Source organism: bacterium Unc6 (assembly GCA_013626165.1).
In the GTDB taxonomy this organism is placed as follows: Bacteria; Omnitrophota; Gorgyraeia; order Velesiimonadales; family Velesiimonadaceae; genus Velesiimonas; species Velesiimonas alkalicola.
Genome location: NDHX01000013.1, coordinates 1 through 13,239 on the forward strand (window position 1 = coordinate 1; position 13,239 = coordinate 13,239).

At 35.7% G+C, this 13,239-nt stretch carries 13 protein-coding genes and 2 tRNA genes; all 15 read left to right on the plus strand.

Translation table 11 applies throughout. The features are described 5' to 3' along the window. Window positions 1-308 precede the first annotated feature (308 nt). The 15 genes from B9J78_05960 to B9J78_06030 all read left to right on the plus strand — a co-directional run bounded on the left by B9J78_05960 (window position 309) and on the right by B9J78_06030 (window position 13,036). Entirely contained in the window at window positions 309-497 is a 189-nt protein-coding gene (locus B9J78_05960; GenBank protein MBA2124457.1) for a hypothetical protein, read from the plus strand. Then, window positions 494-880: a hypothetical protein gene (locus B9J78_05965; protein ID MBA2124458.1), complete on the plus strand. Its 387-nt coding sequence runs from the start codon at window positions 494-496 to the stop codon at window positions 878-880. The genes B9J78_05960 and B9J78_05965 overlap by 4 nt, the downstream gene beginning before the upstream one ends. Before the next feature lie 250 nt (window positions 881-1,130). Beyond that, window positions 1,131-1,763: a hypothetical protein gene (locus B9J78_05970; GenBank protein ID MBA2124459.1), complete on the plus strand. Its 633-nt coding sequence runs from the start codon at window positions 1,131-1,133 to the stop codon at window positions 1,761-1,763. A 207-nt stretch (window positions 1,764-1,970) separates the two neighbouring features. After that, window positions 1,971-3,851: an asparagine synthase (glutamine-hydrolyzing) gene (locus B9J78_05975; GenBank protein ID MBA2124460.1), complete on the plus strand. Its 1,881-nt coding sequence runs from the start codon at window positions 1,971-1,973 to the stop codon at window positions 3,849-3,851. A gap of 134 nt (window positions 3,852-3,985) precedes the next feature. After that, entirely contained in the window at window positions 3,986-5,107 is a 1,122-nt protein-coding gene (locus tag B9J78_05980) for a hypothetical protein (GenBank protein MBA2124461.1), read from the plus strand. Continuing rightward, complete coding sequence (locus tag B9J78_05985; protein ID MBA2124462.1) at window positions 5,107-6,072, plus strand: magnesium and cobalt transport protein CorA; 966 nt, start codon at window positions 5,107-5,109, stop codon at window positions 6,070-6,072. Before B9J78_05980 ends, B9J78_05985 begins: the two co-directional genes overlap by 1 nt. After that, entirely contained in the window at window positions 6,063-6,737 is a 675-nt protein-coding gene (locus tag B9J78_05990) for a hypothetical protein (GenBank protein MBA2124463.1), read from the plus strand. The genes B9J78_05985 and B9J78_05990 overlap by 10 nt, the downstream gene beginning before the upstream one ends. A gap of 19 nt (window positions 6,738-6,756) precedes the next feature. Then, the gene (locus tag B9J78_05995) at window positions 6,757-7,698 is read left to right on the plus strand and encodes a hypothetical protein (protein MBA2124464.1); all 942 of its coding nucleotides are present in this window, start codon (window positions 6,757-6,759) and stop codon (window positions 7,696-7,698) included. A gap of 85 nt (window positions 7,699-7,783) precedes the next feature. Beyond that, a complete protein-coding gene (locus B9J78_06000; GenBank protein ID MBA2124465.1) occupies window positions 7,784-8,584 on the plus strand; it encodes a hypothetical protein in 801 nt (266 codons plus the stop codon). Further along, window positions 8,581-9,786, plus strand: a complete 1,206-nt coding sequence (locus B9J78_06005) for a cell division protein FtsA (GenBank protein ID MBA2124466.1) — start codon at window positions 8,581-8,583, stop codon at window positions 9,784-9,786. The genes B9J78_06000 and B9J78_06005 overlap by 4 nt, the downstream gene beginning before the upstream one ends. Further along, window positions 9,786-10,880 (plus strand): hypothetical protein, encoded by a 1,095-nt coding sequence (locus B9J78_06010; GenBank protein ID MBA2124467.1) that lies wholly within the window; start codon window positions 9,786-9,788, stop codon window positions 10,878-10,880. The genes B9J78_06005 and B9J78_06010 overlap by 1 nt, the downstream gene beginning before the upstream one ends. Next, window positions 10,877-11,158, plus strand: coding sequence for a hypothetical protein (locus B9J78_06015; protein MBA2124468.1), 282 nt, complete (start codon window positions 10,877-10,879; stop codon window positions 11,156-11,158). The genes B9J78_06010 and B9J78_06015 overlap by 4 nt, the downstream gene beginning before the upstream one ends. 34 nt (window positions 11,159-11,192) lie before the next feature. Next, window positions 11,193-11,270 (plus strand) — tRNA-Val (locus B9J78_06020). Between the two features lie 25 nt (window positions 11,271-11,295). Further along, window positions 11,296-11,373: transfer RNA gene (locus tag B9J78_06025), tRNA-Asp, on the plus strand. 439 nt (window positions 11,374-11,812) lie between these two features. Next, window positions 11,813-13,036, plus strand: coding sequence for a hypothetical protein (locus B9J78_06030; GenBank protein ID MBA2124469.1), 1,224 nt, complete (start codon window positions 11,813-11,815; stop codon window positions 13,034-13,036). The last annotated feature ends 203 nt before the right edge of the window (window positions 13,037-13,239 follow it).

Sequence of the window (13,239 nt, forward strand, 5' to 3'; positions counted from 1 at the left end):
TGACCTTTGCATAAAAATATAAATAGGGTCAACTCTATTTTCTCTAAAAAACCAATGTAGTATTATTAAAAAAAGAAAATAGAGTTGACCCTATTTATCCTGAATAACAACGAGCTTGCAAGTAGAATCTCAGCTATTGTTTATTTTATTATTTATTGCCATTTGCATTATCTTGCAGTCCACTCTTTGCCTCTGAAAAGCTTGCCTGCCCCAGTCCCGATGCTTCTTGGGATAGGCAAGGGTGCGAGATTTTTGTGCAGACTGGGCATAATTAGTGATATAATGCAAAATAATGGGGGGTGATTTTTATGAAAGAATCAATGATAAAACTACAAATAGAAAGTCTTGAGCAGCAGATGAAAGTTTTAAAATCTAAAATAGTTCTGCCTAAAAAAGAAAAAACCTTATCAACCATGTATGGAATTTTTGAAGGCAAGATGGACATGTCTTTAGAAGAAATTAAGGAATATGAATATTCCTTTGAGAGTAAGATATGACCTATGTTGTAGATACCCATATACTTATCTGGTTTTTAGATAAGAACAAGAGACTGAATCCCCGTCATTACCAAATACTGATTGATAAAAATAATAACTTTGTCCTGCCTGTAATTGTATTGGTAGAAATCAAACACCTTATTTCTTTAAAACGAATAAAAATAACTTTTGAAGAGATTATAAACTATCTCGGCGAGTCTGATAATTGTATTATTTATCCGGTGGATGAAGATGTTGTTGAGAAAATGCCGGAAGGACTTAATATTCATGATGCTTTGATTGTTGCAACGGGGTTTGTCTATAAAAATATGCTTGGGGAAGATGTAATGTTGCTCACCGAAGACGAGGAAATTATAAAAGCCGCTGTTTTTCCTGTTATTTAACCTATCATGTCATGTCCTGCTTTTATATAGACAATAAAGAGATGTGAAAATTATCTCGACCTTATTAAAGAGTAAACCCTATAATTTACCCCAATTAGAAATAAACCCCGTTAAAAATAAATCTCTAAAATGGCGGATATTACTTATAACACCATTATTAAAATTTGAATTGGAGGCTACTTATAATTCCCCTTTTGTAAATGGGAATAAATTGGTATTTTGTTCTTATGTTGGAATTTCAGGATAAAAAATGAAGATAAGAAGGATTCTTGCATACCACAGGATAATGCAAGGGAAAAGCCCTTTGTGTGTTTCACCCGATATGTTTTTATGGCAGATGCAGTACTTGAAAAAAAAGAATATCAGTGTAGGAACACTTTCTGAATATCTTGCAAAAGATGTAGATGTATGCCTTACATTTGATGACGGCTGGGAAGACAATTTTAAGAATGCACTTCCTATTATAAAAAGATTTGGTTTTAACCTGACAATTTTTCTTACCCTCAGGCAGATAGGGGCAAAAAATTACCTTGACTGGGACATAATAAGACAAATGGTCAAAGAGAAAGTAGAAATCGGTTCGCATACAATATCACACCCAAAACTTACCCGCATTCCGGTTGATGATGCAAAAAAAGAAATATTTCAATCCCGCTCTATACTTGAAGAAAATCTAAAAATACCTGTAAAATATTTCTGTTATCCATCCGGTGATTATAATAAGACAATAGCCGGTCTTGTCCAACAGGCTGGATACCAAGCAGCGGTTATAACTCCTCTTGTTCGTATGCGGGAAAGTGAATTTAGTATGCACAGAGTCGGGATATATGGACATAACGGTAGGCTTGTGTTTAAGATAAAACTTTTCGGGATATACAGATAGATGTTAAAAATGTTAAATGTATAGCCTGTTCTGATAATAAAACCAAAGTTTTGTGGAGCAAAAAAAGGTTTTATATAATTTTTTGTAAGGATTATGCCTTATCATTTTTATATCCTCGCAAGGATTTTGTCTACAGCGACAGATTTTCTTGAAAACTATATCCTGTATAAAAAGGTTCAGACTATTAGCTGAAAAAGAAGATAAAGTATGTGCGCTATATGCGGAATTATAAGAAAACAGGGTAGGATTAATATTGAACAGATTCAAAGAATGACCCGTATAATGCATTACAGAGGACCTGATGATGAGGGATATTATATTAATGAAAGCGTAGGACTGGGACACAGAAGACTCAGTATTATTGATATTAAAACAGGGAAGCAGCCCTTTGCAAATGAAAACGGCACAATTTTTCTTATCTGTAACGGAGAAATATATAACTTTAAAGAATTAAGACAAGAACTTGAAAACACAGGACACAATTTTAAGTCAAATTCTGACAATGAGGTAATACTGCACCTGTATGAAGAAAAAGGTGTGGATTGTCTACGGGATTTAAGGGGGATGTTTGCTTTTGCTATATGGAATGGGGACGAAAAACTACTTTTTCTTGCAAGAGACCGTATCGGAGAAAAGCCGCTTGTTTATTTAAGGATTAACGAAGACATCATATTTGCATCAGAAATAAAGTCACTTCTTCTGTACCCTGAAATTAAAAAACAGATAGACATATCTGCACTTGACCTATATCTTACATATCAGGCAGTACCAAGTCCTTCTACAATTTTTAAGGATATAAAAAAACTTCCCCCCTCATCCTATCTGTTGTGGAAAGACGGAAAAGTAAAGATAGAAAGATACTGGGATGTGGATTTTAGTAAAAAAATAAAACTAAAAAGCGAAGAAGAATATGCCGAACTTTTGTGGGAAAAATTGGAAGAGGCTACAAAGCTCAGGATGGTTTCTGATGTTCCGTTAGGAGCATTTTTATCAGGCGGTATTGATTCTTCTGCGGTTGTAGGTGTAATGAGTAAGATTTCATCATCTCCTGTAAAAACATTTTCTATCGGCTTTGATGAAAAAAGTTATAGTGAAACCAAATATGCAAAAATAGTTGCAGAACATTTCGGCACAGACCACCATCAGTTTATCGTCAAGCCAGATATTATAAATATCATGCCTAAACTTATCTGGCATTATAATGAGCCGTTTGCAGACTCCTCAATGGTTGCCACATATTATGTAGCAGAACAGACCAAAAAATATGTAACAGTGGCACTGAACGGAGATGGTGGAGATGAAAGCCTGGCCGGATATACAAGATACTGGCAGACATTGGTTTTTGAAAAAATATACAAAACTTATAAAAACATACCTTTTGGTAAAAATATTTCCGATTTTATATCTTCTAGGTATTGTAAAGGCAGATTATATAGAATTTTAAAATGGTTAAAACAGATAGAAAAAGATGGTTTTTATAGTGCATATACATCGCGGCTTATTATATTTTCACAAGAAGAGAAAAACTATTTATACTCAGAGCGGATGAAACAGGAGCTTTCCGGTTTTGAGCCGTTCAGGTTTATTGAAAAAACATGGGAAAAAGCATCGGGATTAACCCTTCTTGAAAAGATGCTTTACACGGATTTTCATTTTTATCTGCCGGATGTTCTGATGGTTAAAATGGACATAGCAACTATGGCAAATGCACTTGAAGGAAGAAGTCCTTTTCTTGACCATCACATAATAGAAACAATTGCCTCTTTCCCCCCTGAACTTAAATTTAAGGGGGTTTGGTCAAAATATATACTAAAAAAGAAACTTAAAGGTTTTCTTCCTGATAAAATTTTGAAAAGACATAAGATGGGTTTTGGTATTCCGATTGGGGAATGGTTTAAAGGAGAATTGAAAAACTATATCAAGGACATCTTATATTCGGATGAATTTATGAAACGGGGATTTTTCAACCCCGAAAATATAAAAAAAACAGTAGAAGAACACATAAGCGGAAAAGAAAATCATGGTTTAAAAATATGGAGTCTACTATGTCTTGAACTGTGGTGTAGGACCTTTATCTCTACCCCGTAGGTTAAACCTTAGAGGCAAGATAAGAGGTTGAAAAAATGATTAAAAAATATGAGAGTTTATATTTTAGTCTTTGTGATACAATAAAGAAGTGGCATAAGTTTGGCTCACAGAATAAGCAATAAGAAAGAAGGAATATGACTTCTAAAGAAAGGGTAACATTGTTGTTAAAAAGACAGATACCAGATAGGATGGGGCTTTATGAATCTTTCTGGCCTGAGACATTAAGAGATTATTGGCCCAAACAGGGTTATCCGGAAGGCTACCCTAAATTAAACACCCAGCAATGGACATCTATTGAGGCAAAGCCCGAATATTATTTCAATTATGATATTTTTAATTGTGGCGGATGGTTCGATTCGTCATTTTTTCCCGGTAAAAAAGATGTAATAGAAGAAACAGAGCAATGGCAGATAATAAAAGATGGGAATCTTTCTAGGCTTAAGTACTGGAAGAATAAATCAGGAACACCGCAACACATGGGTTTTGAAATTACAACACCTGAAAAATGGAAACAATATAAAGAAAACATTATTTACTTAAATATACAAAGGCTTGGCGACATAGAGGCAATAAAGGCAGACATTGTCAATGCAAGATTAAAAGATAAGTTTGTGGTGTTTGGCAATCTTTTTATTTTTGAACTTATGAGAGGAATAATAGGTGATGAAAACTTTTTACCGGCCCTTCTTCTTGAGTCTGAGTGGATAAAAGATTTCTGTCAAACATATCTTGATATGTTTAAGATACACTATGAATATCTTTTTAAGGAGGCTGGTCTTCCTGACGGTATGTTTATATATGAGGATTTCGGTTTTACTAATGGTCTTTTTTGTTCGCCACAAACAATGAAGGAACTGGTTATGCCCTATGAGAAACAGTTGGTTTCATTTTTCCACGATTACGGACTTCCCGTTATTCTTCATTCTTGCGGAGATATAAGAAAGGCAATACCTCTTATCATTGATGCGGGTTTTGATTGTCTTCAGCCAATGGAGGCAAAAGCAGGATGTAATGTTGTAGATATAGCAAAAGAGTATGGCACAAAGATATCGTATATGGGCAATATAAATGTTGTTCCGTTAAGTACAAATGATAAGAAAAAGGTTGAACAGGAGATAGTGCCCAAGATTAAACAATTAAATAAAATGAGGATGCCATACTTTTTCCATTCAGACCATTCTATACCGCCTGATATTACTCTTGATACTTATAAATTTGCCTTAAAACTTTATTATGAATATGGGAGATATGTGTAATGTTTAGAGCATTTTCATATAATAGCAAGACAAAAGAATATTTTTTTGATGTAAATACCGAACAGATAAGGCCTTTCCTTGCTAATCCTGATTGTCTTCTCTGGATAGACATCAGTGAGCCGGATGATGAAGAGGTTGAGTTTTTACTTGAGGTGTTTAATCTTCATCCATTGACAATTGAAGATATTGTTATGCCGAGCAGTAGACCCAAGATAGAAGAGTTTGAAAATTATGCATATCTTGTTACCCGTTCTATGGTTTTAAGCAACGGGGAGATAGAAATAAGAGAACTTAATTTTTGTTTGGGTAAGAATTTTCTTATAAGTACTCATGTTGAAGCAATGGAGTGTATCCAGTCTAACCAGGACAGAGTTTTAAAGAAATCGCCTATTATTACAAGGGGTGCAGATATGTTACTGTATTCTATACTTGATACACTTGTTGACAATTATTTCCCTATTGTAGCAAAGTTTGATGATGCTGTGGATAAATTAACAGATGAACTTTTTGGCGAGCCTACAAACCAGATATTGAGTAAAATATATAATTTAAAGAATCAAGTTCTTATTTTAAGAAGAACAATAGGGATTCAGGCAGATGTTATAAATATTATATCAAGGGGCGACATAGGAATTATCTCCCAGAGTAACACTATTTATTTTAGAAACATATACGATCACCTGGTAAGGCTAAACGATATTATTGGCACAAGTAGGGATTTAATTACAAGCGCACTTGAAGCATATGTATCTATTGTATCAAACAGACTGAACGATATTATGAAATTCCTTACCATCATTATGACCCTTATGATGCCCGCCACGCTTATTGCAAGTATATACGGTATGAACTTTGAACATATGCCAGAACTTCAGTGGAGGTGGGGGTATCCTGTTGCTCTTGCCTTAATGTTTGTTTTATCAATGACTTTGATTTTTTATTTTAAGAAAAAGAAATGGCTTTAAAGAAAAAAATATGGGTAAAAATATGCGGTATAAAAACCATAAGACATGCGAGAGTTGCTTATAGATATGGCGCAGATGCAATAGGTCTTGTTTTTACAAAAAGTCCAAGAAGAGTGTATTTTAAAAAAGCCAAACAGATTGTTGAAGGCTTGCCTAAAAATATTGGAAAGGTGGGTGTATTTGTAAACCCTACTTTTGAATATATTATGAAGGCAGTTAAAAGGTCGGAAATAACAATGGTTCAATTGCACGGAACAGAAACTTTTGAGTTTTGTAAAAAAATAGATGATGCCATTCCTGTTATAAAAGCAATAAGGATAAAACCAAATCAAAACATTTCTGTACTTAAACCTTATAAACAGTTCATGATAATTTTAGATACTTATTCTCAAAATTTACAGGGAGGAAGCGGAAAGAGTTTTGACTGGGGATTTGCAAAAAGAGCAAGAGAAAAAGGATATAAAATAATTCTGTCTGGAGGGCTTAATCCTGAAAATGTCCAAAAGGCTATAAGGTATGTTAAACCTTTTGGTGTTGATGTATCAAGCGGTGTTGAAAAAATATTGGCCGTAAAAGATGCAGATAAAATAAAAGAATTTTTATCAAACGCAAAAGGCCCGACTGTCGGGAAACGAACACTCAAAACCCTGACACCTGTTTTTTAAAAGATTCTGTTCGAGAAAGATGTATGTGAAAAAAAGTGGCTTGCATATAACTATTCTTATGGGCGGAAATTCAAGTGAAAGAGAAATTTCTCTTATTTCTGGACAAACTGTAAAAGATGCACTTGAAAGAAAAGGATACAGGGTTTCTTGTATAGACCCCGCAAGGGATAATCTTATGGATATAAAGAACCTTTTGCCTGACCTTGTGTTTATTGCTCTTCATGGCAGATTCGGAGAAGACGGAACCATACAGGGTTTTCTTCAGTCCATCGGCATTCCATATACGGGTTCCGGTGTTCTTGCAAGCGCACTTGCAATGGATAAATATAGAGCAAAAAATCTATTCGTGCAGGAAGGCATTCCGACTCCCAAATTTGAAATTGTAAGAGATAAAAATATTGGTATTAGTTTTCCTGTTGTTGTAAAACCAAACTGTGAGGGCTCAAGTATGGGTGTATCAAAGGTTTTCAAAAAAGACGGACTGCCCCTTGCGATAAATAATGCAAAAAAATTCAGGTGTGATGTGCTTGTTGAAGAACTTATAGAAGGTACAGAAGTTACACAGGCAATAATTGATGGAGAAATTTTCCCCACAATAGAGATTTATACAAATGATAATCTTTATGATTATGATGCAAAATATACAAAAGGGGGAAGCACACATATAATTCCGCCGAGGCTGCCTGATATATGGATTAAAAGGTCACAAGATATTGCCCTTAAAGCATATGATGCGCTGGGGTGCGAAGGGGTAAGCAGGGTAGATATAATGATTGATAAACAGGGCATCCCGTTTGTTCTTGAAGTGAACACAATTCCAGGGATGACACCCTTAAGTCTTGTCCCGGATGCTGCAAAAGCAGCAGGTATTGACTTTGAAACACTTTGTGAAAAAATTGTACTCATAAGTTCAAATGGATGCACCGCCAGGTCGGGGCAGGTCCGATTAAATGGGGAATGACATAAAAACTTGTCCTCGTGAAAACGGGAATTCAGTGTTTTTACCCTTGACACCTTGAAACCTTGCCATCTGGATACCTGATACTATGTCTTTTAAAATTTTTTTAAAAAAATATTCAAAGATAAAACGTAAAGCAAGCAAAAGGAATAATATATTTCTTTTTATTTTGAAGATATCCCCTGTACTGGTTATTATTATAGCATTATCTTTTTCAGTTTTTGCTTTTTTGTCGTACATAGCAGGTGCACCTGTTTTTATAATAAAAGATGTTAATGTTATAGGTGCACCAGATATAAAAGAAAATATAGTCTCCTATTTTCTTGGCAGACATCAAGCGAGGGTTTCCTTAAAAACCTCTGCTGCTATTATCAGAGGGGAAAATCCACAGGTCAAATATGTGGATATAAAGAGGATTTTACCCGATAAAATAATTGTTGAGGTGTATAAAAAAAGGCCGGTTGCTCTTATAAGCATATCAGGTAAAACATATCCGGTTAATGATTCAGGTTTTGTATTAAAACAAATTTCAAAAGATGCTGCGAAATTTCTCCCACAATTAACAGGTATTGAGATGGATAATGTCAGCATAATACAAAACGAAATTGTGGACTCAAAAAGACTAAGAAGAGCACTGTCTATATTAAGAAATATTGCATCACATAATTTTTTAGGAAATCATACCATAACAGGGATTAAAATAAGAGACTTTAAAAACCCGGTTGCATTTGTTGACGGAACTGTCCCTCTGTATTTTGGGTTGAATAATATTAACAATGAAACTTCAATGGTTCTTAAAGAAATATTTTCAAAGATAGAGGATATAAAAAACATAGAATATGTGGATTTAAGGTCAAGGAACGTTTTTGTAAAGAGAAAAACCTTATGAAAAACCCATTGGTTGCAGGTCTTGATGTAGGTTCAGGTAAGGTCTGTGTTGTTGTTGCACATTGTCTTAGAGAAGGACCCTGTATTTGTGGTATAGGAATTTCAAAATCAAGGGGCATCCATAGGGGCACGGTTTCTGATATTGCAGAGGCTACAGATTGTATCCAGGAAGCGATAAATAAGGCTGAAAGAAGTGCCGGGATAGAACTCTGGGATGTTTTTCTTTCAATAGGCGGGAGCATATCTTCTTATACCACTGTTAATTCAGTCATTATAAGCGACGAAGGCGGATCGGTTAAACAGAAAGATATATATAACCTTAAAAACAGCATAAAATTTTCTAATTCTTCATTAGAAAGAAAAACAATACTTATAGAACCAAATCTGTATAAGATTGATGGATATGGTTTGATAAAAAATCCGCTTGGTATGCTTGGAAACAGATTAGAGGGCAGGTTTTGTGTTATCACTGTTTCTAATGCTATTGAACAGAATCTTAAAAAAGCAATATCTCATATAGGACTTGATATAGAACAGATGGTCCCTTCTTCTGTTGCACTTTCAAATTCTGTTCTTACGGACTATCAGAGGGAAAATGGTGTTGTATTGATTGATATCGGTTTAAATCTAACACAAGTATCCATATTTTTAAATGATAGTATTGTATATACGCAAACAATTGATATCGGCGGGATTGATATTGTTCAATGGCTGTCATCTAACCTTCATATATATCCGGACCAGGCAGAGGAAGCAAAAAGACAGTTCGGATGTGTTTTGTGTAAAGATAAACCGCAGACTCGGTTCCCGGTAAGAGGAAGTAATATTAGTTTAGAACAAAATCAGATTGCAGGTTGTATAAAGCAAAAGGTTGAAGAAATTTTTAAACAGGTCTATGATGTATTGGAAAAGTCAATCTACAGAAATCAGATACAGTGTGGAGCGATTCTTGTCGGGGGCGAAAGTATGTTGGATGGTATTCAGGATGTTTGTGAAGATATCCTTGCTTTGCCGGTGAAGACCGGTTCTGCCAAGGGTTTTATCTCAAATACAGATGCTCTCAATCATCCATCTTACGCGGTTTCACTTGGACTTATTCAGATTGGCTATAAGAGGAAAAGAATGAGGGCAAAAAAACAAGGGCCGGGTATTTTAAGTAAAGTGAAGGATAAAATAAAGGTAATGATAGAGGAGTATTTTTAATGGAGATTACAGAATTTTTAAGGGTTATTGTAGAAAAAGAAGCCTCTGATGGGCATATAAAGGCTGGTTCTTCTCCTGTTGTAAGAACACCTAACGGAGGACTTGAAATACTTCATGGTTTCCCGGTATTTTCTGCAGAAGATACCGAAAGGATAGCATATTCAATAATGAGACCTTTACAGAAAGAACAGTTTGAAAAAACAAGTGAGCTTGATATTTCATATGCCTGTGATAGTATAGGACGTTTTCGTATAAACATTTACAGACAAAAAGGCAATGTCGGACTTGCTATAAGAAGGACAAGGGCAAGAATACCATCTTATACGGAGCTAAATCTTCCAGCACAGATGAGACAGATTGCTCTTTCAGAAAGAGGGATTGTTCTTCTTGCAGGTATCACAGGAAGCGGAAAGTCCACAACTCTTGCCTGTATGATAGAGAATATAAACAAGGAAAAGGCAAGGCATATCATCACAATAGAAGACCCTATAGAGTTTGTTTTTGAAGATAAAAAAAGTATTATAAATCAAAGAGAGATTGACATAGATACAGCATCTTTTCATTCGGCATTAAAACATGCTGTGCGTCAGGATCCTGATGTAATTGCAATAGGTGAGATAAGAGATCCTGAAACATTTCAGGCCTCAATATCTGCTTCTGAGACAGGGCACCTTGTATTTAGTACCATTCACTCAACAGATTGCACGCAGGCAATATCAAGAATACTTGAATTTTTCCTTCCGCCCCGGCAACCACAGATAAGACTTCAACTGTCATACCATATAAGGGCAATTATATGCCAGAGGCTTCTTAAAAAAGCAGATGGCAGAGGACTTATCCCAGCAGTAGAAATGCTTATAGGAACACCCACTGTTTCTCATCTTATAAGAGAAAACAAGATAGAGAAGATTTATTCTGCAATACAGACAGGAATTGCGGACGGGATGCAAACACTTAATCAGTCGCTTGTAAAACTTGTCCAGGCAAAACTTGTTACACTTGAAGAAGCCCTTATACAATCTGAAAACCCTGATGGATTAAAGATGAATCTTAAGGGTATCTACTTAGATGAAGAAAGAAAAATTATAGGATGACCCTTCTTCAACTTTCTGAAGATAGAGATGATATCGCATCTATTTCTGGCCTTGTTAAAAAGGTCTCTAAAGTTATACAGGTCGGTGTAAGTGTATCAATATTTGTTCCAAAACCCGGCACACCTTTTGAAAGTGAGAATATAATATCGGAAAAAGATGCAAGAGAAAAAATTCAATTCTTAAGTTCAGAGATTAAAAAAATAAAAAATGTAAAGATTTCATTTGAAAGTCCAAGAATTGCAGCACTGCAATATAAACTTTTGAGTTTTGACAATTAAATTAAAAAATGATAAAATTCTAACTATCTTAAGGGGGCGAATAGCTCAGTTGGTTAGAGCGCTTGACTTACATTCAAGAGGTTCGCAGGTTCAAGACCTGCTTCGCCCACCAGATTCAACGAAACAAAATTTAATGGGGGGACGTAGTTCAGTTGGTCCAGAACGTCGGACTGTCGATCCGAAGGTCGCGGGTTCGAGCCCCGTCGTCCCCGCCAGTTGACTTAAGTTGCTTTTGTTAAAGTATTATAATTATACAGACAAACACACCAAGGATACAAACTAAGGAAGTGGTTATCGAATACCTATAAGACACATCTTCTCAAGGGATTTGACACCAGAAAAGAAAGTAGTAAATATTCAGTCAACTGCGTTGCCTGAAGGCACAAAGGCGCAAGGTGACAAAGGCACAAAACATGAAAAAAGAATCTAAAAGGACAGTCCACTTTGTGCCTGTGTGTCTTAGTACCTCTGTTCCTAAAATATGAACGGTGTTTAGTGAATATTTACAATGGTTTAATGGACACAACGGAGTTCACTGAATATTTACCAAGTGGGAAGAAACACAAAAGTAAAAAAATATCTCTCGATGCGTCACTGTTTTACCCTGCTTGAGGGTTAAAATAAAGATAATACACTTAAAAATGAAAGGGAATAGTGCAAGATTTAGGAAGTAGATTCTTATATCAAAATTTTAGCAAGGAATATCTGGTACTTGTTTTGATTGCACTTTTTTTCATTTTAGCAACCCTCGGTGCACTTAAGACTCCTTTGTTTGGTCTGTTGGTTTTTCTCTTCCTGATTCTTTCGGTTCTTCTTGTCATCATCTATAGGCAGCAAAAGATAAGCCTTTCGGTTAGTCAGAACCTATACACTGGATTACTCTCTGCCCACAAAATTGCCCAGTCGTTTGCGGTCTCCACCGATACCGGCGAAACCCTATTAACGGTTCTCTTCTGCGTAAAAGACCTTTTTCCAACTTCCAAGAGGGTTATGCTTTTCTGGATTAAAAAAGAATCGGGAAAAAAGATGATTTCCGGCCTGGACGCTGTTGGAATGAAACTCTCCGAAATTAGAAGTTTTATCTTTCCTCTGGATAAAACATTGGGAGTCATCCCCTGGGTGGCAATAACCAATAATCCTTTTGAAACTCTTGATGCCAAAAACGATTACTTCTGTGACCAGGATTTTGTGGTTAAAGCAGAACTTTCCGCTTTTATTGCAGTTCCGGTGGTCGTGGCCCAACAATCCTTAGGGGTGCTTTTAGTAGAAACCACTGGGAATGCACTCCACAGCACAGAAGAAGTTAAAATCCTTGCCTTTTTTGCCAGTCAGATCGGTACCGCTCTGGAAAATGTCCGGCTTTACAACGAAGTGGAACTTCTATCCATTACCGATGGACTTACCGGTCTTTACAACCACCGGCACTTTCAAAAGGTTTTGGAATATGAATTGATCAGAAGCAGCAGATATAAACGCCCCCTTTCCCTGTTAATGTTAGACATAGACTTTTTCAAAGATTATAATGATATTTTTGGTCATCCGGCCGGAGATACAGTTTTAATTACAATAGCCAGAATTATCCAGACCAGTATCCGGAGTACCGACTTTTCTGCCCGGTACGGAGGAGAAGAATTTTGTGTTATTCTTACCGAAACGAAAAAAGGTGACGCCTTGGTCAAAGCGGAAGAGATACGAAGAAAAGTAGAGGAGTGCCAGTTTCTTGACGAAAAAAAACAACCTACCAAAAACCTGACTGTTTCTATTGGTGTATCTGACTTTCCTGACGATGTTATTACTAAAGAAGCCCTGATTAAGAAGGCTGATGATGCGCTTTACTTCTCCAAGAAAACCGGACGTAACCGGGTTACACCCGCATAGAAACTGTGTCACAATAGCGTTTGAACATCTTTCTAAAGAGTCCATTTCATCTTAATTCAAAATTTTAAATTCTAAATTCTAAATAAATTTTTAATTGGCTAAATTACAACCCTGTTAGAAATAAAAAACTTCTAAACAGGGTTTGTATCCTGGAATTTAAAATTTGTTTAGGATTTGAGTTTTGAAATTTGTTTGTGATATGT

Coding starts and splice junctions, on each gene's coding strand:
- B9J78_06005 (MBA2124466.1), top strand. CDS start 8,581: ATGAAAAACCCATTGGTTGCAGGTCTTGATGTAGGTTCAGGTAAGGTC.
- B9J78_05975 (MBA2124460.1), top strand. CDS start 1,971: ATGTGCGCTATATGCGGAATTATAAGAAAACAGGGTAGGATTAATATT.
- B9J78_05960 (MBA2124457.1), top strand. CDS start 309: ATGAAAGAATCAATGATAAAACTACAAATAGAAAGTCTTGAGCAGCAG.
- B9J78_05985 (MBA2124462.1), top strand. CDS start 5,107: ATGTTTAGAGCATTTTCATATAATAGCAAGACAAAAGAATATTTTTTT.
- B9J78_05980 (MBA2124461.1), top strand. CDS start 3,986: ATGACTTCTAAAGAAAGGGTAACATTGTTGTTAAAAAGACAGATACCA.
- B9J78_05995 (MBA2124464.1), top strand. CDS start 6,757: ATGTATGTGAAAAAAAGTGGCTTGCATATAACTATTCTTATGGGCGGA.
- B9J78_05990 (MBA2124463.1), top strand. CDS start 6,063: ATGGCTTTAAAGAAAAAAATATGGGTAAAAATATGCGGTATAAAAACC.
- B9J78_05970 (MBA2124459.1), top strand. CDS start 1,131: ATGAAGATAAGAAGGATTCTTGCATACCACAGGATAATGCAAGGGAAA.
- B9J78_06010 (MBA2124467.1), top strand. CDS start 9,786: ATGGAGATTACAGAATTTTTAAGGGTTATTGTAGAAAAAGAAGCCTCT.
- B9J78_05965 (MBA2124458.1), top strand. CDS start 494: ATGACCTATGTTGTAGATACCCATATACTTATCTGGTTTTTAGATAAG.
- B9J78_06015 (MBA2124468.1), top strand. CDS start 10,877: ATGACCCTTCTTCAACTTTCTGAAGATAGAGATGATATCGCATCTATT.
- B9J78_06000 (MBA2124465.1), top strand. CDS start 7,784: ATGTCTTTTAAAATTTTTTTAAAAAAATATTCAAAGATAAAACGTAAA.